Source organism: Aquisediminimonas profunda (assembly GCF_019443285.1).
Lineage (GTDB): Bacteria > Pseudomonadota > Alphaproteobacteria > Sphingomonadales > Sphingomonadaceae > Aquisediminimonas > Aquisediminimonas profunda.
In genome coordinates this window covers 2,960,144-2,981,397 of sequence record NZ_CP080327.1, presented here as the reverse complement: position 1 = coordinate 2,981,397, position 21,254 = coordinate 2,960,144, and the positions used below count along the sequence as shown (strand labels likewise).

At 58.0% G+C, this 21,254-nt stretch carries 18 protein-coding genes; 10 read left to right on the top strand and 8 right to left on the bottom strand.

The genetic code is table 11. The features are described from left to right. Positions 1-29 precede the first annotated feature (29 nt). Complete coding sequence (locus K0O24_RS14780) at positions 30-1,034, top strand: AraC family transcriptional regulator (RefSeq protein ID WP_219893461.1); 1,005 nt, start codon at positions 30-32, stop codon at positions 1,032-1,034. Here the strand turns inward: K0O24_RS14780 and K0O24_RS14775 are convergent. Genes K0O24_RS14775 through K0O24_RS14765 form a run of 3 tightly spaced genes read right to left on the bottom strand, consistent with a single transcriptional unit; the run spans position 1,031 to position 3,738 of the window. Further along, on the bottom strand, positions 1,031-1,900 hold the full coding sequence (locus tag K0O24_RS14775) for an alpha/beta fold hydrolase (RefSeq protein WP_219893460.1): 870 nt from the start codon (positions 1,898-1,900) through the stop codon (positions 1,031-1,033). The genes K0O24_RS14780 and K0O24_RS14775 overlap by 4 nt on opposite strands. 2 nt (positions 1,901-1,902) lie before the next feature. Further along, on the bottom strand, positions 1,903-2,751 hold the full coding sequence (locus K0O24_RS14770; RefSeq protein WP_219893459.1) for a TauD/TfdA dioxygenase family protein: 849 nt from the start codon (positions 2,749-2,751) through the stop codon (positions 1,903-1,905). A 3-nt stretch (positions 2,752-2,754) separates the two neighbouring features. Then, the gene (locus K0O24_RS14765) at positions 2,755-3,738 is read right to left on the bottom strand and encodes a quinone oxidoreductase family protein (RefSeq protein WP_219893458.1); all 984 of its coding nucleotides are present in this window, start codon (positions 3,736-3,738) and stop codon (positions 2,755-2,757) included. A 117-nt stretch (positions 3,739-3,855) separates the two neighbouring features. On the opposite strand from K0O24_RS14765, the gene K0O24_RS14760 reads away from it, so the two are divergent. The 3 genes from K0O24_RS14760 (at position 3,856) to K0O24_RS14750 (ending at position 9,311) form a co-directional block, all read left to right on the top strand. Then, positions 3,856-4,914 (top strand): AraC family transcriptional regulator, encoded by a 1,059-nt coding sequence (locus tag K0O24_RS14760; protein WP_219893457.1) that lies wholly within the window; start codon positions 3,856-3,858, stop codon positions 4,912-4,914. Positions 4,915-5,101: 187 nt separating this feature from the next. Then, complete coding sequence (locus tag K0O24_RS14755) at positions 5,102-5,764, top strand: DedA family protein (protein ID WP_219893456.1); 663 nt, start codon at positions 5,102-5,104, stop codon at positions 5,762-5,764. Between the two features lie 226 nt (positions 5,765-5,990). Then, positions 5,991-9,311, top strand: a complete 3,321-nt coding sequence (locus K0O24_RS14750) for a trifunctional glycoside hydrolase family 18/polysaccharide deacetylase/glycosyltransferase family 2 protein (protein WP_219893455.1) — start codon at positions 5,991-5,993, stop codon at positions 9,309-9,311. 352 nt (positions 9,312-9,663) lie between these two features. Here the strand turns inward: K0O24_RS14750 and K0O24_RS14745 are convergent, their stop codons facing one another. The 3 genes from K0O24_RS14745 to K0O24_RS14735 are packed head-to-tail and all read right to left on the bottom strand — an operon-like array spanning position 9,664 to position 13,520. Continuing rightward, positions 9,664-10,398, bottom strand: a complete 735-nt coding sequence (locus K0O24_RS14745; protein ID WP_219893454.1) for an SDR family NAD(P)-dependent oxidoreductase — start codon at positions 10,396-10,398, stop codon at positions 9,664-9,666. 5 nt (positions 10,399-10,403) lie between these two features. Further along, the gene (locus K0O24_RS14740; protein WP_219893453.1) at positions 10,404-11,165 is read right to left on the bottom strand and encodes an SDR family NAD(P)-dependent oxidoreductase; all 762 of its coding nucleotides are present in this window, start codon (positions 11,163-11,165) and stop codon (positions 10,404-10,406) included. A gap of 6 nt (positions 11,166-11,171) precedes the next feature. Then, positions 11,172-13,520 (bottom strand): TonB-dependent receptor, encoded by a 2,349-nt coding sequence (locus K0O24_RS14735; RefSeq protein ID WP_219893452.1) that lies wholly within the window; start codon positions 13,518-13,520, stop codon positions 11,172-11,174. A 310-nt stretch (positions 13,521-13,830) separates the two neighbouring features. On the opposite strand from K0O24_RS14735, the gene K0O24_RS14730 reads away from it, so the two are divergent. The 5 genes from K0O24_RS14730 to K0O24_RS14710 all read left to right on the top strand — a co-directional run bounded on the left by K0O24_RS14730 (position 13,831) and on the right by K0O24_RS14710 (position 18,951). After that, complete coding sequence (locus K0O24_RS14730; RefSeq protein WP_219893451.1) at positions 13,831-15,057, top strand: LLM class flavin-dependent oxidoreductase; 1,227 nt, start codon at positions 13,831-13,833, stop codon at positions 15,055-15,057. Positions 15,058-15,074: 17 nt separating this feature from the next. Then, positions 15,075-15,950, top strand: coding sequence for an alpha/beta fold hydrolase (locus tag K0O24_RS14725; RefSeq protein WP_219893450.1), 876 nt, complete (start codon positions 15,075-15,077; stop codon positions 15,948-15,950). Continuing rightward, positions 15,950-16,924: a DODA-type extradiol aromatic ring-opening family dioxygenase gene (locus tag K0O24_RS14720; RefSeq protein ID WP_219893449.1), complete on the top strand. Its 975-nt coding sequence runs from the start codon at positions 15,950-15,952 to the stop codon at positions 16,922-16,924. Before K0O24_RS14725 ends, K0O24_RS14720 begins: the two co-directional genes overlap by 1 nt. Before the next feature lie 140 nt (positions 16,925-17,064). Beyond that, positions 17,065-17,841, top strand: a complete 777-nt coding sequence (locus K0O24_RS14715; protein ID WP_219893448.1) for an alpha/beta hydrolase — start codon at positions 17,065-17,067, stop codon at positions 17,839-17,841. A 3-nt stretch (positions 17,842-17,844) separates the two neighbouring features. Then, positions 17,845-18,951 carry an NAD(P)/FAD-dependent oxidoreductase gene (locus tag K0O24_RS14710; RefSeq protein ID WP_219893447.1) on the top strand — a complete coding sequence of 369 codons (1,107 nt, stop codon included), beginning with the start codon at positions 17,845-17,847 and terminating at the stop codon, positions 18,949-18,951. On the opposite strand, the gene K0O24_RS14705 is transcribed toward K0O24_RS14710, so the two are convergent. Then, entirely contained in the window at positions 18,941-19,858 is a 918-nt protein-coding gene (locus tag K0O24_RS14705) for an SMP-30/gluconolactonase/LRE family protein (protein WP_219893446.1), read from the bottom strand. The two genes, K0O24_RS14710 and K0O24_RS14705, sit on opposite strands and share 11 nt — an antisense overlap. A gap of 128 nt (positions 19,859-19,986) precedes the next feature. On the opposite strand from K0O24_RS14705, the gene K0O24_RS14700 reads away from it, so the two are divergent. Then, entirely contained in the window at positions 19,987-20,748 is a 762-nt protein-coding gene (locus tag K0O24_RS14700; RefSeq protein ID WP_219893445.1) for an SDR family NAD(P)-dependent oxidoreductase, read from the top strand. A 2-nt stretch (positions 20,749-20,750) separates the two neighbouring features. Here the strand turns inward: K0O24_RS14700 and K0O24_RS14695 are convergent, their stop codons facing one another. Further along, complete coding sequence (locus K0O24_RS14695; protein WP_219893444.1) at positions 20,751-21,146, bottom strand: MAPEG family protein; 396 nt, start codon at positions 21,144-21,146, stop codon at positions 20,751-20,753. Positions 21,147-21,254 lie beyond the last annotated feature (108 nt).

Genomic DNA, 21,254 nt, shown 5'->3' with positions numbered 1-21,254 from the left:
TTTTCAATTTGAGCCATATTATTTCCAATATGAGCCACACCGGGAATCTGACCGTGCGCGCCGCCGCCCTTACCGGGCTGGCCGCGCTGTGCCGCAGCTACGGGGTCGATGCCGTGCCTTTGCTGCGGCAGGCTGGACTACCCGCCAATGCCGAAGTGCAGCCTGATCGCCGCTTCCCGGTAGAAGCTGTCAATCACGTGCTCGAACTCGCCGCCGCGGCGACAGGGCGCGATGATTTCGGGCTGCGGCTGGCCGAGTTGCGCGGCCTCTCCAACCTTGGTCCGATCGGCCTGATCGCTCGCGACGAACCCAGTGTTGGCGCCGCTTTCGCCGTAATCGAAGCCTATCTTCCGCTGCACAACGATGCCTTGGTGATCAGCCGCCAGCAGTTTGGCGAACTGGTAGTGCTGCGCTCCGAAATCCTCGCGACGGGCAGCAAGGTCCAGTCAATCGACATGGCTTTGGCGGCGCAACACCGGATCCTGCAGCAGCTGGCGGGTCCGCATTGGACTCCGGAGGAAGTCTGCCTTTCCCGAACCAAACCGACCGATCTTTCGCGCTTCCGCCAGGTGCTCGGTCCGCGGCTCCGCTTCGACGCGGAATTCGACGGGATCGTCATTCAGGCTGATCTGTTCGAGCGTCCCAACCCGCTGGCGGATGCAGCGTTCCGTCCCTATGCCAGCCAGCTTCTGCGCAGTGCTGCTCCCGGTGCGAACGAGGCGATGGCCACACGGGTCGAGCGCGTCCTGCCGCTGCTGCTTCCCAGCGGACGGTGTACCGCGGCGCAGGTTGCCGCGCAGCTCGGGCTGTCGCGCCGCACGCTGACCCGCGCGCTTGAAAGCGAAGGGACCCGGTTCCTCGAACTGCTCGACCTGACCCGTGAAAATGTTGCCCGCCGCCATCTGGCCGGGCGCGCCCGTAACCTTGGGCAGATTGCTGACCTGCTCGGCTTTTCCAGCGCGGCGGCCTTTACGACCTGGTTTCGTCGCCGCTTTGGGCAAAGCCCGCGCGCGTGGCGGCAGTCACAGGCCTAGGTCCGTTCCGCTTTGCCAAGAAAGCGGAGGATTTCCTCTGCAACCCATTCAGGCCGCTCTTCTGGGATCCAGTGCCCGCAATTTTCTGCCACCCCTCCGCTGACATTGTTAGCCACGCGCGACCAGCTTTCCAACGCAGTCATTCCGCGGCCGCGGGTTGCAGGATCGCCACCGTAGACAAGGATCGGCATCTCCAGTGTCCGGCCGGACTCTCGAAAGGCGCTGTTGTCAGCGATGTCCTGAGGGACCGCGCGGTAATAGTTGAACCCGGCTGTCATTGCGCCGGGTTGGCTGTAGGCACGGACATATTCGGCCTGTGCTTGCTCGGCAATCGCATCGGGCCTGGCGCCGGCAGCGCGGAACATGAAGCGCAGGTAGATGTCCTCGCGTCCCTCTGTCAGTGCTTCCGGCAGCCCGGCCAGCGCGTGAAAGCCGAAATGCCAGCGATTGTGATGCTCGATTGGCCCTCCGTCGCCCAGCACCGGAGCATCGAAAATGGCAATGGCGCTGACATTATCCGGAAACTGCGCCGCAAGCGCAAAAGCGACAGGTCCGCCCCAGTCGTGTGCAACCACGCCGAAACGATCGTGCCCCAGCGCCGCCATCAGTTCGGCCATGTCACGCGCCACGCGCATCTTGTCATAGCCATCGGTCGGGCGGGTCGAATCTCCAAGCCCGGTCATGTCGACGGCGATCACTCTGTAGCCGGCCTCGGCCAGCGCCGGAATCACGCCGCGCCACATATACCATGTCTGCGGCCAGCCGTGGAGCAGCAGCAGCGGAGGTGCGTCCACTGGCCCTGAGCTGACGCAGTGTAACGTCGCACGCGAGGTGGCCACAAATCCATGCTCGAAGTGTTGAGTCATGATCAGAACGGCCTATCGCCAATGATCGTCGCGCGGTTCATCCGGCGGATGCACGGCGGATAATCCATGACCGCATAGTGCTGTGTGCAGCGGTTGTCCCACATGGCGATGCTGTTCGGTGTCCAGCGCCACCGCACCTGGTATTCGGGGATATGCGCCTGACTGATCAGGTAACGCAGAAGTTCGCCCGTGCCCTGCGTGTGATCCTGCCCAAACCGCACCCGTTTGGCGGTATGGTAGTTGGTGAAATGCGTGGCGAAGGCATTGACGAACAAGGACTTGTTGCCCGTCACCGGGTGGGTGCGGACGACCGGGTGTTCGGGGTCCGGGAAGCGCTCCTTCATGGCCAGCCGCTCGTTAATCGGCTTCGCGGCCATGAAGCTGGCCTCCATCGAATGGCGGGCGCGCAGGTCGATGATGTCTTCCTTTACCCGCTCGGGCAGGCGTTCAAAGGCAAGTTCCATGTTGGCCCACATCGTGTCGCCGCCGACCGGCGGGCATTCCACGCACCGCAGCACTGCCCCCATCGGCGGACATTCGCGCCAGGTGGCATCATTGTGCCAGGCGTTTTCATAGCGTTCGGGGGGGCTTTCGGGGCTCTTCCAGATCTGGATGATCCCTGGCTCGCCCTGGGTGCTGGCGGCCAGCGGATGGTCCTCCAGATCGCCAAACCGGCGAGCGAGCGCAGCATGCTGGGAATCCGTGATGTCCTGGTCACGGAAGAACAGCACTTTGTGCTTGAGCAGCAGTCCGTTGAGTTCGCCGGCCATATCGTCATTGGTGCCAGCTTCAGCCAGATTGATGTCGCTGATTTGAGCGCCTAGGGCGCAAGTGAGTTGTTCGACGTGCATGGTTTAATCCTCCAGAACGAAAACGGATGATCCAATAGTCTTCCCGGCCTCAAGGTCGCGGTGGGCCTCGACACACTGGTTCAGACTGTAGCGCGCGCCGATCTCGACCCTGATGCGGCCTGCGGCGAGATGATCGAACCAGAAGCCGGCAATTTCTGCACGTTCGACCGGGTCGGCGAAGTAATCGACAAAGGCGGGGCGAGTGAAATAGACCGATCCCTGCATGGCCAGTCGCAGCGCATCGATCGGCGGAAACGGGCCTGATGCAGTCCCGCAGCCGACCAGAACGCCACGCCTGCGCAATGACTTCAGCGAACCTTCGAATGTATCGGCGCCAACCGAATCGAACACGGTCTGAACGCCTTCTCCCCCGGTCATTTCCTTGACGCGCGCTGCGACGTCCTCTCGACGATAGAAGATGATGTCGTCGCAGCCCATCGCGCGGGCACTGGCGGCCTTTTCTTCGCTAGAGACTGTTCCGATCACGTGCAGGCCCAGCAGCTTGGCGACCTGAACCGCGAGCAGACCGACACCCCCGGCGGCGGCGTGCAGCAGTATGGTGTCGCCCGCCTTGAGCCGCGGGTCGGTCTTCATCATCCAATAGGAGGCCGTCAGGCCTCGCATCGTAGATGCAGCAGCCGTCTCATAGGAGACATTGTCGGGTAGCTTCAGCAAGGGCGCGGCGGGCATGACCCTCTCAGTCGAATAGGCGCCGAGCGGACCGCCGTTGTAGCTCACTCGGTCACCAGGTGAGACGTTGGTCACGCCTTCGCCCACGGTCACCACTTCACCTGCAGCCTCGACACCGATCCCGCAGGGCGGCTGGACCGGGTAATAGCCGGTACGAAAATAGGTATCGGCGAAATTGCAGCCGACGGCATGGTGGCGGAGGCGGACTTCGCCCGGACCCGGCTCGCCAACAGCAACCTGTTCAAGCGCGAGGACTTCGGGTCCGCCGGTCTGGTGGAATCGGACGGCCTGGGCCATCGGCTGTTTCTCCTAATTTTCGTTATTTGACCCGATAGCGCGAGTGTGGCTTGCAGTTTTCACATTTCATGACATAGTTTTGATATTTGATGACACGTGAGTTACAGGGGGGAACACATGGCACAGATCGTCCGGGCGGCATCGCTGGGTGGTTATCTGGAGTGCATGGCCGCGCTGAACACGGATCCGGTCCCGCTGCTGCGTGAGCAGGGCCTGAGCCGCCAACTGCTCGCAAACCCGGAACATCTGATCCCGGCGCAGGCAGTGGTCCGGCTGCTGGAGCACAGTGCCATAGCCAGCGGCTGCCGGTCGCTGGGCCTGCGGATGGCAGAAGGGCGACTGTTGGCAAATCTGGGCAGCGCCAGCCTGCTGATCCTGCACCAGCCCTCGCTCAGGCACTCGTTGGAGGCGTTGCGTGAATTTCGCGGCCGGATCAATTCCACACTGGTGCTGACGCTTGACGAGCAACATGGCGAAGCCGTGCTGCGCGAGGATCTTATACTGGCTGTGCCCGAGCCTGCGGTGCAGGCACATGAGTTGGGACTCGGCGTGCTGGTCCGGCTGTGCCGCGCCGTGCTGGGCGATGGCTGGTCGCCGCGGCTGGTTTGCCTGACCAGCCCAGCACCCGCCGGTCACGAACTGGCACCTTTCCGCCGCCTGCTGCGGTGCGATCTGCAATTCGATGCCGAATTCAACGCGCTGATCTTTCCCGCCAGCGACCTCGACCGGTCTGGCGTGCTGGCCGATCCCGGCATGGCGGCCCATGCTCGCAGTCTGCTCGATGCCGCTGGACGCGGCGCGGCACGCAGCACGCGCGAGCAGGTTGAGTGGTCGATCCAGTTGCTGCTGCCCGTCGGCCGGGCAACGATCCAGAATTGTGCGGCTTCGCTGGGGCTGACTGTACGCACGCTGCAGCGCCGCCTCGACCAGGAGGGCGCGGTATTCAGCGATCTGCTGAACGCGGCGCGGAAGCAACTCTGCGTCCAGTATTTAGGCAATCCGCGGCTGCGGATCACCGATATCGCCGAGATGCTGGGCTATGGCTCAATCGCTGCCTTCAGCCGTTGGCACAAACAGGTGTTCGGCGAACCGCCGAGATTGCTGCGCCGTAGCGCTGGCAACTGCCTTGCAGGCAGTTCATCGCTCCTTGCTAATCAGCCGCTCGCAGTTTCCTGACGTTGGGAGTGTTCGAGCAGAATCCAGTGAGAGCATACGGGCGGGCACTGTCAAAGCAACAGCACAGGTTGGCAGTGAGGCCGCAATAGGGATAGGGCAGGGGAAATCCGTTGGTGGTTCGTCACCAATAAGCGGGACAAAGCTGCGGCTCTGAAATTCATTAAGCGACCGCTGAAGCGCCAAGGCAATGTCCCCGCATGAATACAATTTCCTGCAATTGCCTGAAGCGATGCCGTGGCGCATAGGCGAGGCCATGCACGGCGTCGTCAACCACTGGATTGAGCAATTTGGTGTGTTCGGCGTGTTCTTGTCGGCGGCGATCGAGGGAGAACTTGGCGTCATCATCGGCGGAGCCTTGGCTCACCTTGGGGAGCTGAACCCGTTTTCTGTGGGACTGGCGGCCTGGATTGCTGCATTTCTCTCGGCTCAAGTCTTTTTCCTTGCAGGGCGTTCCCAACGGGATAGCGGTTTGGTCCACAAGGTTACCGACAAACGAGCCTTCGCGCTTGCAATCAAGTGGATCGACCGCCATCCGAGGTTGTTCTGCCTGCTTTATCGCTTCATTTACGGAATGAGGATTGTCGGGCCGGTTGCAATCGGCCTGAGCCATGTCAGGCCGCGCACCTTCCTGGTCTTCAACGTCTTCACTGCCCTTGCCTGGGCAATAGTCGGTGTGTCGCTTGGTTGGACGTTTGGACCCGAATTGGCGCATCTGGCCCGAGTGTGGTTCACCCCGCAACGCTTCGCCATTGCCAGCGCAGTCGCTGCAACATTGATGGTCGGCGCGGTGAGCTGGCGCGCAAAACGCGCAACGCGGCTGAAAGGCGAGATGGGCGGGTCGGAGGTATGAACCATCGCAGTTTTCTATGGATTTGAGAAGAATCCGGCCCTGCATCACCCAGTCCGACGCATTCCTTTTGGCATTCTCTGAGGCATAGGTGTGAGCGGGGTGTGCATTCTTGCGGTGCCGCATTACGGGATTTTAATGAAGGGGTCACCCTGCTGACAGGTTATCGGGTTCAAGGGCTACTCGACACTTGCAGCTGGAGGTCCATCCGCAAGGTTTGGGACGCCTCATGGAACGACCGATATTTTATGATGCAAGCGGGCGCCGCAATCGCTGGGTTGTTCGTACATTCCTGGCTGGGCTGTTCTTGCTGGTCGTGACAGCGGGCGTGTTTGCGGCGACAGTGGTCGATGTCCCCATTCCCTCTGCGCTCAATCTCTCAATGGAACGACCCCAGCCACGCCCATTGTCGCAAAAGATCGGCAACACGATGGCCAGCATCAAGTCGTGGCTGCCAGGTGGAGGCACAGTTGCAGAGCACAAGGTCAATCAGGTCAAAGTCGGATTTTACGTTCCGTGGGACGATGCCAGCCGTGCATCGCTGATCGCACATATAAAGGAGTTGGAATGGCTGGTGCCCGGTTTGATTTCGGTAACCGGAGCGGATCACCATATGACCGTGTTCCCCGATCACCGGCTCGACGCGCTTTTGGCTGCGACGCCCGAACCACCGGCGATTGTGCCGATGGTTCAGAACATTCTGAACGGCAAATGGGATGGTTCTGGCATGGCTGCACTGCTGCACGATCCGAAAGCACGTGCCGGATTGCTCGATCGGCTCGAGCCGCAGCTGGCTGCACGACGCGCGATCGGTGTCATGTTCGACTTTGAGGAGCTGCCTGGCGCGGCACAGCGCGACTATCTCAAATTTCTGAACGAGGCGAAACAGCGTTACGCGGCGCATCACTGGCTGATCACGTTGGCAGTCCCGGTCGACAATTCCGACTGGAACCTTGGCGCCTATGCCAACGTCGCTGACCGACTGGTGCTGATGGACTATGATGAGCACACCACCGATGCCGAGGCCGGCCCGATTGCCAGCCAGAAATGGTTTGTCGACCATCTGAAAGCCGCCCTCAGGGCGGTCCCGCGCAGCAAGGCGATCGTTGGTGTAGGCAGCTATTCCTATGACTGGACTGGCAATGCCAAGGGTGACACCGGATCTGTCGAGGATGCCTGGCTGGCGGCGCACGACAGCGAAGCGCGAATACTGTTCGACAAGGTTAGCGGCAATCCGACATTCAGCTATGAAGAGAACGGCGACACCCACACTGTCTGGTTTCTCGACGCGGTGAGTGCTTGGAACCAACTTCGTGCGTTGCACATGGAGGGCGTTGCCGGGGTGGCGTTGTGGCGCCTGGGAACCGAGGATCCGGACGTGTGGAAGGCCCTGGCAGCATTCCAAACCGGCAAGCTGCCTGACCTGCGGCGCCTGCGTTCGCAAGGCGCTGTCGATATCGAAGGCAATGGCGAGATTTTGCGGATCGAGGAATCACCTGTCGACGGGAGTCGGACGCTCTCCGAAGACAAAGTAGGCCTGGTCATTGACGAACAATATCATGCGCTGCCGACGCCCTATGTCATCCGCCGCGCAGGTTACCAGAAGGGTCTGGTCGCACTGAGTTTCGATGATGGCCCTGACCCCGAATGGACGCCACAAATTCTCGACATTCTGAAGGCGAAGCATGTGCCTGCGACCTTCTTCGTCATTGGCGAGAACGCGATGCCGCACCCCTTTCTCCTCAACCGCATTGTTGCTGAAGGCAGCGAGATCGGCAATCACAGTTTCACTCACCCCAATCTGGCGAATGTGTCAGCCGAGGGCACGCGTATCGAACTCAACAGCACCAACCGACTTGTGGAGGCCTATACCGGCCGTTCCACCCGCTTGTTCCGCGCGCCCTATTTCGGCGATGCTGAGCCGACGACGACTAACGAAATCATCCCGGCTTTGGTGGCACAACAAGACGGATATACCAACGTTGGCCTTCATGTTGACCCGAGCGACTGGAAGCGCCCTGGTGTCGCGAAAATCGTCAAGACGGCACTCGACCAGGTACAAACCGATGATCCGCAAACTGCTGGCCAGATTGTCCTCCTCCACGACGGCGGCGGCGACCGTGCCCAGACTGTTGCGGCGTTGCCAGCGATCATCGATGGTCTGCGCGCAAAGGGTTACCAGTTTGTGCCTGTATCCCGGCTTGCCGGGTTGTCGTATGACGCGGTCATGCCGAAAGTGACGGGCCGGGATCTGCTTTCGGTCCGAGCAGATGTCGGCGTGTTCCTCTTTTTTGGCATGATTGGGTACGCGCTCAATTGGTTGTTTTTTGCAGTGGTGATGTTGGGCATTGGGCGCGCGATTGTGCTTGCTGGTCTGGCGTGGAGGAGCAATCGGCCCAAAAATCGACCGAGCCCGCCGCCAATCGATCCCGCGCTGTTTGTCTCCGTATTGATTCCTGCGTTCAATGAAGCGCGAGTGATCGCCGCGTCTGTGAAGCGTGTTTTGCAGAGCCGCAACATCAGCCTGGAAGTGATTGTCATCGACGATGGCTCGAAAGACGAGACGAGCGCAATTGTTGCTGGCACTTTCGGCGGCGATCCGCGCGTGCGGCTCCTGACGCTGAAGAACGGCGGCAAGGCGCGTGCGCTCAATGAAGGGCTGAAACTGGCCAAGGGCGAGATTATCATCGCGCTTGATGCAGACACCCAATTCGAGGCTGAAACCATCGCCAAATTGGCCCGGTGGTTTGTCGATCCGGAAATCGGCGCGGTCGCAGGCAATGCCAAGGTTGGCAACCGCCATAATCTGGTGACCCGCTGGCAGGCAGTCGAGTATGTCACCGCGCAAAATCTCGAGCGGCGGGCATTGTCGCAGTTCGACGCAATCATGGTTGTGCCGGGCGCTGTTGGGGCTTGGCGTCGGTCTGCGCTGGCTGAAGTGGGCGATTACCCGACTGACACACTTGCCGAAGATCAGGATTTGACAATCGCCATCCAGCGTAAGGGCTGGCGGATCGGTTACGATGTTGACGCCATAGCATGGACCGAGGCTCCCGAGACGTTCTCGGCACTTGCCACACAGCGCTTCCGCTGGGCCTTCGGCACACTGCAATGCCTCTGGAAGCACCGCTCGATCCTGCGGACTCGCAAGCCTGAGGGGCTGGCCAATATCGGCATTCCGCAAGCTTGGGTGTTCCAGATCGGATTTGCTCTTGTGTCGCCGCTGATTGATCTTGCTCTGGTGGTGAGCATCGTATCCACCTGGCTGCGTGTTCAACAGCATGGCTGGGATCAGACACAAAGCGACGTGCTGCGCATGGCCGCCTACTGGATCGTCTTCACCTGTGTTGATCTGATCTGCGGGTGGGTCGCATACCGGCTGGAGCAACGCGAGCAGCGCTACCCTGCACTGCTGCTGGTTGCGCAACGATTCATCTACCGTCAGTTGATGTACACGGTAGTGATCCGTGCCGTCATTAACGCTATGCGCGGCCCCTGGGTCGGTTGGGGTAAACTGGAACGCAGCGGCCGGGTGGAAGCTACAGCTTAATCTCGCAATCCAAGTCGATCCCTAAGTTTGCGCGCACCCGAATCCGCGAGATCCGAAATTTGAATGCCCGCATATGAGGTGAATATCGTTAATCCGGGATGGCGAGTTTGAGGTGGACAGCAGGCGTTTCTGGGTCCCAATCTTTGGTTGGCATTGCCCCTATGGGCTCTGTCATTGCAACCGCACCAGTTTGCTGCGAGGCCGAATTCAAAGTTTGAAAGGGGCGTACTGCGCCCTTGCCAAACGGTCCAACTTTTCGGCGTGAGAATTGGCGCGATAAGGGATATCTGCTCGAACCTGAGATGAACGCGCGTCCGACTGACAGGCAAGGCAAGAACTCTTGCCATGCTGACTAATGCTTGATGGTTCCGCCGTCGACTACGAGCGTTTGGCCTGTCATGAACTCCGCGTCGTCACTTGCCAGGAAGCTGACAGTTCCCAGAATATCCCTTGGGAGTGCAATGCGCGGTACGGCCTGCGATGCGATCGTTTGGGCAACGACTTCGGGGGCTTCGCGTTCGACGATCGCCGTTCCTTCTGTCCGAGTGAAATTTGGTGCAATGCAATTTACCGTAACCCCATCGATACCGACTTCGGCAGCCAACGAGCGTGACAGGCCGATAACAGCACCTTTGCTGGCAATATAATGGGCCATGTTTGGAAGGCCCATGAAAAAGGTGTTTGAAGCAATGTTGATGATCCGACCCCATTTTCCCGACCGCATGGTTGGCAGGACAGCTTGGCTGAAATAGAAGACCGAATCGACATTGGTTGCCATGACTCGCCGCCAGTCATCCGTCGTAATTGCTGTAAATGGCTGCATCGGATAAATGCCGGCATTGTTAACGAGTATGTGGGCAGGCCCAAGTGCACCATCGACCCGACTGACGAAATCGCGGACGCTCACGGGGTCTGCAACATCGCAGTGCCCAAAGAATTGGTTTGTGCCGCGAGCTTCGAAATCTGAAAACGATATGTCGGCGCAAGCGACGCGAAAGCCCTTTTGCAGAAACATGTGCGCAATGGCCGCGCCGATGCCCCGCGCTGCACCCGTCACGATGACCGTCCTGGAAAGTGGGTCTGCCATCGCAGTTACCATGCGGTCGTCCCTCCATCTACGATCAGGTTTGTTCCTGTAATCCAACTTGCGTCATCAGACGCCAGAAACGCAGCCGCACCTGCAACATCTTCAGGATTTCCCAGGCGAGGGAGCATGACTTTCGCCTGCATCCTCTCAGCCCATTGGGGGTCGGCAAGGAGCGCCTCTGACTGGTTGGTGCGGATCAGGCCCGGCGAGATTGCATTTACGCGAATGTTGTTTTTGGCGCCCTCCATTGCAAGGTGGCGCGTCATGCCAAGAATGCCGGACTTTGCCGTTGCATGCGCAAGTCCGGGCACCACTTCATAACCGATCATGCCCGAAACCGATGCCGTGTTGACAATAACGCCGTGGCCCTGCGTGATGAATTGGGGCCAAATTGCCTTGCACAGGTGAAAAACCAGATCGAGTTCGTCGCGCAAGGTCTGGCTGAACATGTCGAATGTCATGTCGGCAAACCAGGCAAAATGAGCAAGCGCTGCATTGTTGTAGAGGACGTCAACCTTTTCGACTTTTGTCAGGGCGAAGGCAATCAGTTGGTCGGCCGAATGCGGGTCGGTAAGGTCGCAGGGCTGCAGGGAATGGATTTCTCCGCCCGCAGCCCGCACCTGCAGCTCCGTTTCCTCCGCGCGAACCGGGTCGATGTCACAACCGATTATCGTTGCCCCTTCGCGCGCGAACCTGAGGCAAGCGGCGCGACCAATGCTGCCGCCGCTGCCTGTGATAATCACCGTCTTGCCCGAAAAGCGCAACATGACGGTCTAGAAGCGGTATCCCAGCTTAACATACCAGGAACGACCGTCGGCATAAGCGCGTCCTGCATACTCAGGAACAGATCCGAAGAAGCCAGTCGTCCAATAGGTCTTGTCGAACAGATTATCGACACCACCAGTCACGGAAATATGTCCGTCTGCCGTGCGGAAGGTGACACTGCCATTGGCTACGGAATAGGCCGCGACACGTTCGGAATCGAGATTGGCTACGCCTAACCCGTTGAAATGCTTGCCGACACCATCGATTGAAGCGTCAAAGACAAGTTCGCCCGCGCTGGCGATATCAAGCCTGTAATTTGCGCCGACGCTGAAACTGTATTTCGGCGCTGAGACAGGTTTCGCGGACAACCCTGGCGCGAAGCCGGTGAAGTCTGGCGCAAAGATTGGATGCGAGGCATCAGCGCGCGTGTATTTTGCGTCCAGCAAACCCAAATTTCCATACATCTGGAAGTGGCGAGATGGGACAAGAGTGACTTCAAGTTCAACGCCGTTGATCCGCTGGTCCGATAGAGCCACCGTTTGGGGAGAAATAAGATCGGCGTGATTCCTGAACTTGCTAAAAAACGCCGTGATATTGGTGCGAAGAAGCCGGTCAAACCACTCCGCCTTGATGCCAGTCTCGAACGTCTTCACCGTTTCAGGCGACAAATAGTTTGAAGCAGGACCCGGGCTGGTCGCACGGTCGCCTTCAAGATTGCCCGCCTTGTAGCCCGTTGTGTACGTCGCATAGACGAGGACGTCGCGAGTGGCCTGCCAGTTGATGCCGACGCGCGGCGTCAGCCGACTAAAGCTCTTTTTCGGATTGACTGGAAATCCGGGATAGGGGGTGAGCTGGTCTTCAAACAAGGAATTATAACGAATTTTCTTGCGATCCCAGGTTTGGCGGATGCCACCCAGAAGTGAGACATCCTTGAAAATCTCCCAGCTTGTGTCGAGATACAATGCATAGCTCTTGGCGTTGAGGAAAGTGTCCTGGTAGGAGCCGCCAAAGCGCTCAGTGTACCCGGGATGGCTGACTGGCGAGAATTCCACCGGTACACCGATGGTCGACCCATATTGCAGCTGACCCCATTGGTTGCTGAAATAATAGGCGCCCAAAGTATATTTGAAGGTGCTGGCGATGGTGCCTGTCAGCTGGAATTCCTGCGTAAATTGCTTGTAGTCCTCTTGTGAGTCTACAGTGCTGCCCAAGGTAATGCCGAAAATTGTCGAACGGCCTCCTTGCGAACTGAGCTGCGATACATAGCCGCCATTATACTTGCGGTAGCCACTGATTGACTTGAAGGTGCCCAGGCCGGTTTCCGCGGAGCCCTTGAACACGATGCCGAAGCCGTCGAATTTGTAACCTGGTTTCCGGTTGAAGCCGCCCTGGGCAGTCAAAGGCTCGAGCGATCCGCGATTGACGCCGTATAGCGGTCGGAAAACGGATGAGCCGTTCTTCGAAAGCAACTCTGCGAGCGACGTTGGGTTTGCAGGCACAATCGGGGTCATCAGATTTGTACCGTCATTCTGCTTGAACGCGTCGAAATTGAGCTCGAATTCAAGACCTTCGCTCGGCCTGAACAGTGAGGAAAAGCGCGCGCCATAGTGTTCTGTCTTGGCAATTTTGTTGCTGATAGGCTGGTTGGCATTGTTGACCAGTGTCACAAAGCCGTCATTGGCTGTGCGATAGGCGTCAAGCTTGATCGCGAGCTTGTCCTCGATAAGCGGGATGCTGACATTGCCCTTGATATCGATCCGGTTGTGGCTGCCAAAAGTCACGGCCCCGGCCGCAGTAATCTTTTCGAGATCGGGCTTGCGCGGCACAAACTTGATCGCGCCCACTGTAGCGTTGCGGCCATAGAGCGTTCCCTGGGGGCCACGCAGGACTTCCACACGTTCAAAATCGATCATGTCGATATATGCGGCGGCAGTAGACTGGAGGTAAATATCGTCGACGAAGACCGCGACGGCATTCTCGGCATTCCAGTTGTTGTTGGCGCGTCCCGCACCACGCAGGTAGAATTGTGGAGCGGAGAACGACACCGTGTTTTTTGGCGCCTGAAAATTGGGAACTACGGATGACAAATCCATAACGCTTCCCACGTCGCGCTGCTCAAGCTGGGCACTTGACAGAGCCGAGATCGCAATTGGAACCTGTTGAATGCTTTCAGACCGCTTGCGCGCGGTGACAATGATGTCTTGAACACCGCCCTGTTCTGCCTCGGGCGAAGTTGCGTTGGCATCCTGCGCAAGAGCAGGAGAAGGCAGAAGAGCCAGGAATACAAGCGCAAGACCTGTGGACTGATGTGCTGCGGTACGGCGCTTTGACGAACTTGAATCCCATTGGCGAATCATGACCTGTTCTCCCCTAAGTAGCGTGTTTATGGCGCGCTGATGCCTAGGACCTAACTTGCAAGCGCCTATCTTTTGGACAGGCCATTCGCCTTTTTGCGATCCTGCATCGCGTCGTGGGCTTCGCATACGGTCCAAAAATCAGCGGAATTTTGAGGCGATTGGTTTCGTCCAAAAGATAGGTGTGTCGATTGCGCCGCTGCTGTCCTTTGGCCCCAAGATGCTCCCGAGACTCTGCTGAGGCTTTGCCAATGATAGAGCACTCCAAGTCGGAACATCGCACGCATTGTTAAGGATGGACGCGGAGGCTGTCATGGAAGTTGCACTATTTATCGCCCCAACTGTCGGGCCTAAAGAAGAGTTGATGAAGGGTTTGGCGGGTCGGCGTACCGACCTTTATCAAACCATGCTGACGCACCTGATCGAAATCGCGCAATATGTCGACGAACTGGGCTATTATGGCATCGGGTTTACCGAACACCATCTTTCTGTAGAGGGAATGACATGTTCCATCAGTCCGCAGATGCTTGGGCTGCATTTGTCGCACTATACAAAGAGTTTGAAATTCGGGGCGCTTGGCCATGTCTTGCCAGTACATGATCCGCTCCGGGTAGCGGCCGAGATCGCCATGCTCGACCAGATGACGCAAGGGCGGGCATTTGCCGGCTTTGCTCGGGGAGTGCAGACCCGCTGGATCAACAGCATGGCTCAGCATAGGCTTAGCCTCGCCGACAATATTACGAACCCGCAGCAGTATGACGATGATCGGCGCAAGCTCTACTATGAAAATCTGGAAATCATTCTGAAGGCATGGGACAACGACACCTTCTCCCACAAAGGCGAATTCTGGACTCTGCCATCACCGAAAACGGCCTGGCCAGCGCAGAAAATGAGCCGGGACATGGGTGGGCGAGGCATGGATGCGGACGGCAATCTGGTTGAGATCGGCATCGCGCCGGCCATGTACAACCGCAAGCGCCCAACCATGTTCGAACCATTTTCCGTCAGCGAGAAGTCGATTGAGACGGCTGCTGCAAATGGGCTGATCCCGATTGGCATCATGTGTGATCCTGAGATTGTCGCTGAACAGGTCATCGCAGCGCAGCGGGGCTGGGCTGCGGCAGGTGTAGACACCAAACCCGGGCAGAATCTCGGTTTTGCAAGGTACATGGTTGTGGCTGATACCGATGAACAGGCTCGCGAATGGGCTGAAGAAGCGATGTTCGAATGGAGCTACTTCTTTGCGCAGTTTGGCTTCAATGCCGTCATGGCGAGGAAGGGTGAGGACTACAATACGATCCCAGCAGCAGTGGATGAATTCATCCGTCGCGGAATTCTCTATTGCGGGAGCCCGGACACGGTCAATCGCCAGCTAGAGGCGGCGCTCAAGGTCATGCCGGTCGATTATCTCTGGCTCTTTACCGCAAACGAACTCCTCGCCCAGCCCAAGATGATGCGAAATCTCGAGCTGATGTCGACCAAGGTCTTTCCGAATTTCACTGACCGGATAGGTCCATCGGTTCGGCGCCAAGCTGCATAAGCAAAGGGAGCAGAGGAATGCCGTATCAAAGCCTTTGGGGTGACATTCATCGCTCAGCGTTCGAGCAGGGCTATATCGACGCTGATGGCGTGCGGACGCGATATATCCGCGCTGGAAACCGTGCCGCGCCGAAGCTCATTTTTCTCCATGGAACAGGTGGGCATGCGGAGGCCTTTCTGCGCAACCTTGACGCCCATGCTGCGCATTTCGATACGGTCCTGATCGACTATCTCGGACATGGCTGGACTGACAAGCCTGACGTTCCCTATGAAATGCCGCAATATTGCGCCCATCTCGCTGCAACAATGGATGCCCTGGGCTTTAGATCGGCATCCATTTGCGGCGAATCGATGGGTGGGTGGATCGCTGCTTGGTTTGCGATCCATCATGCGGACCGTGTCGAGCGGCTGGTGCTCAATACCATGGGCGGTGCGACGATGAATGCACAAGTCATGAAGACGGTTTACGACAAGACTCTTGCCGCTGTCGAAGATCCATACACGCATACACGTCCACGCCTCGAATGGCTGATGGCGGATCCGTCGATGGTCACTGATGATCTGGTTGCATGCCGGGAACGAATTTATGCTCAGCCCGGCATGAAGGAAGCGATGCTCAAGATTCTCTGCCTGCAGGTGGAGGAGCCACGCCGTCGCAACTTGATGACACAGGAGAACATGTCACAGATAAAGGCACCAACCCTTGTGATTTGGACGAGCAAGGATCCGACCGCATCAACCGAAACAGGGGCTGAAATTGCGAGCTGGATCCCCGGATCCGAATTCGCAGTCATGCAGAATTGCGGCCATTGGCCACAATATGAGCAGCCTGAGGAGTATAATCGCCTGTCTCTTGGGTTCCTGTTGCGGGATCGGGAGCGGATTGCAGCCTGATGCCTGCAGAACTTATCTGCATGGGTCATGGCGGCCTGATGAATGTCGAGGCGCTGCTGACGCCTGACGAGCTTGCAGCCGTGAAGGACGAAATTGGTCAGGCACGAGCCGCGGTCCACGGATTTGTGCCGGATCTGATCATCCAATTTGGAAACGATCACAATAGCGGGTTCTCGTTGAAGCTGATGCCGCCTTTTCTGGTCGCCCTGAGAGCGCGGACGCTCGGGGATTTCGACACTTCACAGAAGGTATTGGCAATCGATGAGGTCTTGGCGCGACAATTGGTTCGCCATCTGCATGCTGAAGGTATCGATGTCGCTACATCCTACGATGCGCTGTTTGATCACGGCTTTACAATGGCGCTAGACAAATTGTTTGGTGACAGGGAGCATCCCCCGGTCATACCTGTTTTTACAAATTGCGGTGGCGATCTTCGTCCCCCGCTCCATCGATCATTGGCATTGGGAACGGCGATCGGGCAATTCTGTGCTTCCCAGTTTTCCCATCTCAATGTGCTGTTTGTCGGCTCTGGCGGTCTTTCGCATGATCCGCCTTTGCCGGAATTCGAGAAATCCTCGCCCAGCGTTCAGCAGCGTATGATTGAGGGTGTCGAATGGACGGATTCGAGCCTTCGTGAACGCACCGAAAGAGTGACAGAGGCTGGACGGGAACATGGAAGGGGAGAAGGCGCACTTCGTCCACTCAACCCGGAATGGGATCGTGAAATGCTGGCTTACTTTGGCACAGCGGATCTCGAGGCGGTTGCTGCGCAGGACGACTTGGAAATTGTTGAGGCCGGGGGACGTGGGGCAAGCGAGATCCGCAACTGGCTTGCCGCATTCGCTGCTCTCCGGGCTTATGGCGGCCACTACAGCGTTGAGCATGAATTCTATCGCCCGCTGCCAAGTTGGATCACTGGATTTGCAATCGTTCATGCCGCTTCAAAGTCCAATGAAATGAGGACTGCTGCATGAGTTTTCTCGATCCGCAAGCAAAGACTTTTCTGGACTTACTTGCTGCGAGTCCGCCACCTCCTGCAAGTCTGGAAGCTCAACGCCAAGGCTTTAGTGCTCTGTGGCGGAGTATGGCGCCGCAAGCGCCTGGGTCCGTTTTGGTGCGCCAACATCAAGTCGATTGTGGCGACCACGCCGTGGATTGTCTGGTCTATCGCCCGGCACATTCCGGCGACAGCCTTCCGGTGGTTCTGTTCTTGCATGGCGGCGGTGGCGTCATGCTCTCGCCCGAAGACTTCGACGCGACGAGCCGCATGTTGGCTGACCAGATTGGTGCACTTGTCGTTGTTCCGCGCTATCGATTGGCGCCGGAACATCCTTTCCCTCAGCCGCTGGATGATTGTCTGGCAGTTCATCGCTGGCTGGCGGTCAATGTCGGCTCATGGGGTGGTGACCCAACGCGGATTGCAGTCACCGGAGATAGCGCGGGAGGCTATCTTGCTGCTGCCGTTGTCCAGGATGCGATTAGGGAAGGCACTCCCACACCTGTTGCCCAGGCCTTGCTTTATCCTATGCTTGATATGGCAGGCGCAGCCCCCAGTCGCTTTGATCGTGAGGCATTCGTGACCCATGAAGGACTGCTCGCCACAATTGCCTTGCACTTTGGCGATAAGGTTCTCGATCCACGTGCCTCACCACTTCGTGCGCCAGATCTGAGCGGCATTCCTCAAACTCTAATTATAACTGTCGATACCGACCCGCTCATTGATGAGGGGCGCGCCTATGCGCACCGGCTAAGGGCGGCTGGGGTGTGTGTTTCCTATTTCTGCTACGAAGGTCAAGTCCACGGGTTCTTCTCTTTTGGTGGCGCAATGGATGAAGGCAATCGCTGCGTCGCGCACGTTGCCAGTTGGCTGCGGCTCGCGCTTTTCGACTGACAGATGACCGAAAACGTAGATTGCGTGATCATTGGCGCAGGCGTTGTTGGCTTGGCCTGCGGTGCTGCCTTGGCCGCAGCGGGGCATGAGGTGCTTGTGCTGGAAGCCGCGAAGTGCATCGGCGGCGAAACGAGCAGCCGCAATTCCGAGGTTATACATGCAGGCATCTATTATGATGCGGGATCTCTGAAGGCGCGGCTTTGCCGTTCTGGTCGCGACCGTCTCTATGCCTATTGTGCTGACCGCAGCATCCCTCATCGCCGTCTGGGAAAATTGATCGTTGCAGAGAGCAAAGCGCAGGAAGCGAAGTTGCGTGATATTGATGCTGCAGCGCAAGCCAATTCGGTTCACAATCTTGAATGGATATCGGCGAATGACATTGCGCAGATGGAACCGCTCATCCAAGGACATGCAGCGTTGTTTTCACCGTCCACCGGCATTGTCGACAGTCATGCCTTGATGCTCGCACTGGAAGGCGACCTTTCAACGATGGGTGGAATGGTCGTGCTGGCGGCGCCGGTCGTTGGCGGCGCCGTTAATGACCGAGGGCTTGTGCTCAGAATCGGTGGCAACGAGCCTATGACCCTTCATGCGCGAACTGTAATCAATGCAGCAGGACTTAAGGCGCAATCCGTAGCCTTGTCCATCAGTGGCGTGCCTGCTGCTACTATACCGCCGCTCCATTATGCGATCGGGCATTATTACCGCATGGGTGGTCGCACGCCTTTTAGCCATCTTGTCTATCCGGTACCCGAGGACGGTGGGTTGGGGGTTCATCTCACTCTGGATCTTGGAGGCCAGGCAAAGTTTGGACCGGATGTGCGTTGGATAGACACTGTCGACTACGCCTTCGATGATAGCCAACGTGAGGCCTTTGTCGCTGCCATCCGCAGATATTATCCGGCATTGGACGCGGAACGCCTCACCGCAGACTACACCGGTATCCGGCCCAAATTATCAGGGCCAGGTATGCCCGCGGCCGATTTTCGCGTTGACGACGTTCGGGTTCACGGGGTGACCGGATTGATCAATCTCTTCGGCATTGAATCGCCTGGCCTCACGGCCTCGCTTGCCATTGGTGATCTCGTCGCAAGCCTCGTCAAGCGTTGAAGTTCAGAACCAGCCCAGGTCGCGGCCAATCCTTGGCCACAAGCTGGCCCGTCGCGGCAAGCGTGATGTAGGCTGTCCGCATCTCTGGCCCGCCAAAAGCGATATTGGTGGGCGCAGGGTCCGGCATCGGTATATGCTCGATCTCTTTTCCCAGCGGCGAAATCACCGTTATTCCGCCTCGCGCAAGGGCTGCAACGCACACATTCCCGTTCGCTTCGACGGCCATTGAGTCATAGAGTTCGAAGCCCGGAGCACCATAAAGGAGCGCGGTTGCATTGAGAAGGCCGGGCGGAACATCGACGACGCCAGGCGCGGTAACGGGGTATTGCCAAACTCGCCCTGCCATTGTTTCAGCTACATAGAGTGTCTGGCCATCCGGTGAGAGTGCTATGCCATTGGGGTGGCTGCGCGGATACACACGCTCAGCGATGAAACTACCATCGCACCTTGCATAATAGACTGCTCCTACGTCTTCGCTGCGTGCGTAGCGCTTGCCATTGTCCGTAAACCAGAAGCCGCCCTCTGCATCAAAAACCAGATCATTTGGTCCCTTTAACGGCTCTCCATCGCAATGCGTGTACAGCGTCTCGACTTTACCTGTTCCCAGATCGACGCGCTGGATACTGCCGCCTGCATAGTCTGCTGGAGTGAGCCCCGGCAGGAGCATGCCATCTATTTCGTGCCATTCAAATCCGCCGTTGTTGCAAATATAGATCTTTCCGTCAGGGCCGACGGCTGCGCCATTCGGCCCGGCTCCGACATCCGCGACCACGTCCACCTGTCCGTCCGGATGAACTCGGCTTAAAGTCCCCCGTGCAATCTCGACAACGAGCACGGTGCCATCCGCCATGACGACTGGCCCCTCGGGAAACTTCAAGCCAGTTGCGATGACCCGAACGTCTGACATTTGATGATCTCCTATCGTTTTGGTTGAAGTCTATTGGATGTCCGAACCGCAAGATCCACCCTCTGAAAGATAGGTGGCCGGTCGCGAAAAAGACGACTATCTCGCCGGATTGAATTGGGAGATATGTCATGAACGGCCTGTTGGCGGGTAAGGTCATCATCGTCACTGGCGCCGGAGGAGGCATTGGCAAGGCGTCCGCTCTGCTGTTCGCCCTGGAAGGTGCATCTGTGGTTGCGACTGGCCGCACCGATGAGACAGTCGCCGAGGTTGCGGACGAAATCCGCAAAGCGGGCGGCAAATGCATCGGCCTTCGTGTCGATGTGGCGGTTGGCGCAGATTGCGGCCTTATGGTCGAAACAGCGGTCAAGAGCTTTGGACGCCTTGATGGCGCTTTTAATAATGCCGGGATCGATGGCCCAATTGCTCCTGCGGCAGATTACCCTGAAGCCGCGTTTGATGAAGTTATCGCAATCAATTTGAAGGGAATTTGGAACTGTATGCGTTTCCAGATCCCGGCCATGCTCGCAACCGGTGGTGGAGCTATCGTCAACAACGCCTCAGCGCTGAGCGAGGTTGGGCAGTTCGGTATGGTCGGTTATTGCGCATCAAAGGCCGGGGTTCTTGGCCTGACGCGGGCTGCAGCGCTTGACTATGGAGCGCAAGGGGTCCGCGTGAACGCCCTTTCGCCCGGCGTCGTTGAAACGCCGATGATGACCAGTCAGATGAATTCTTATCCGGATCTGCGAGGGATGCTGCTTGCTCGTCATCCAATCGGCCGCCTCGGCGCGCCCGAAGAACTTGCAGAAGCTGCCGCATGGATGCTGTCCGACCGCTCAAAGTTCATGTTGGGCGCGAACGTTTCAGTCGATGGAGGCTATGCCGCTTTCTGACCTTACCCCAGCGCGGCTGAAAGCAGACTGAAAGCCAACCCGATCCCCGAAATATATGTGCCCATCCCTCCAACAAAACGAAGGAGGCTGAATTGGTTCATGCTTCCGCCAACGATGAGTGCCATTGCATGAGCATAACGCGCAACCGTGAATGCCGTAATGAGTGCAGAAATGACCAGGGAACTCGCCGTAACGGAAAAATAGAGGGCCAAAGCGATTCCCGTCGGAACATATTCCGACGCATTGCCGTGCGCACGGATGAGCTTGAACAAGCGGCTCGTTTCATCCGTTGGTATGCCGCCCAGTTTGCTGGAATTGGCACGCTCGAGCGACACCGCGAAGCCTAGGCCAAACAGCAAGACCATCAACAATGCTGCGCACACAAGGTTACTATTCATGGTTCGGCCTCCTGTTGGACTGTCGGCCACGAGGATAGATCGCCTGCTTTGCGCCGAACCTTACTTTTGGATGGTGAAGCACATGTCTCCCGACGCCAAGCCTTTTAG

Coding starts and splice junctions, on each gene's coding strand:
- K0O24_RS14740 (WP_219893453.1), bottom strand. CDS start 11,165: ATGTTGCGCTTTTCGGGCAAGACGGTGATTATCACAGGCAGCGGCGGC.
- K0O24_RS14735 (WP_219893452.1), bottom strand. CDS start 13,520: ATGATTCGCCAATGGGATTCAAGTTCGTCAAAGCGCCGTACCGCAGCA.
- K0O24_RS14765 (WP_219893458.1), bottom strand. CDS start 3,738: ATGGCCCAGGCCGTCCGATTCCACCAGACCGGCGGACCCGAAGTCCTC.
- K0O24_RS14700 (WP_219893445.1), top strand. CDS start 19,987: ATGAACGGCCTGTTGGCGGGTAAGGTCATCATCGTCACTGGCGCCGGA.
- K0O24_RS14705 (WP_219893446.1), bottom strand. CDS start 19,858: ATGTCAGACGTTCGGGTCATCGCAACTGGCTTGAAGTTTCCCGAGGGG.
- K0O24_RS14750 (WP_219893455.1), top strand. CDS start 5,991: ATGGAACGACCGATATTTTATGATGCAAGCGGGCGCCGCAATCGCTGG.
- K0O24_RS14730 (WP_219893451.1), top strand. CDS start 13,831: ATGGAAGTTGCACTATTTATCGCCCCAACTGTCGGGCCTAAAGAAGAG.
- K0O24_RS14760 (WP_219893457.1), top strand. CDS start 3,856: ATGGCACAGATCGTCCGGGCGGCATCGCTGGGTGGTTATCTGGAGTGC.
- K0O24_RS14745 (WP_219893454.1), bottom strand. CDS start 10,398: ATGGCAGACCCACTTTCCAGGACGGTCATCGTGACGGGTGCAGCGCGG.
- K0O24_RS14755 (WP_219893456.1), top strand. CDS start 5,102: ATGTCCCCGCATGAATACAATTTCCTGCAATTGCCTGAAGCGATGCCG.
- K0O24_RS14695 (WP_219893444.1), bottom strand. CDS start 21,146: ATGAATAGTAACCTTGTGTGCGCAGCATTGTTGATGGTCTTGCTGTTT.
- K0O24_RS14770 (WP_219893459.1), bottom strand. CDS start 2,751: ATGCACGTCGAACAACTCACTTGCGCCCTAGGCGCTCAAATCAGCGAC.
- K0O24_RS14725 (WP_219893450.1), top strand. CDS start 15,075: ATGCCGTATCAAAGCCTTTGGGGTGACATTCATCGCTCAGCGTTCGAG.
- K0O24_RS14720 (WP_219893449.1), top strand. CDS start 15,950: ATGCCTGCAGAACTTATCTGCATGGGTCATGGCGGCCTGATGAATGTC.
- K0O24_RS14775 (WP_219893460.1), bottom strand. CDS start 1,900: ATGACTCAACACTTCGAGCATGGATTTGTGGCCACCTCGCGTGCGACG.
- K0O24_RS14780 (WP_219893461.1), top strand. CDS start 30: ATGAGCCACACCGGGAATCTGACCGTGCGCGCCGCCGCCCTTACCGGG.
- K0O24_RS14710 (WP_219893447.1), top strand. CDS start 17,845: ATGACCGAAAACGTAGATTGCGTGATCATTGGCGCAGGCGTTGTTGGC.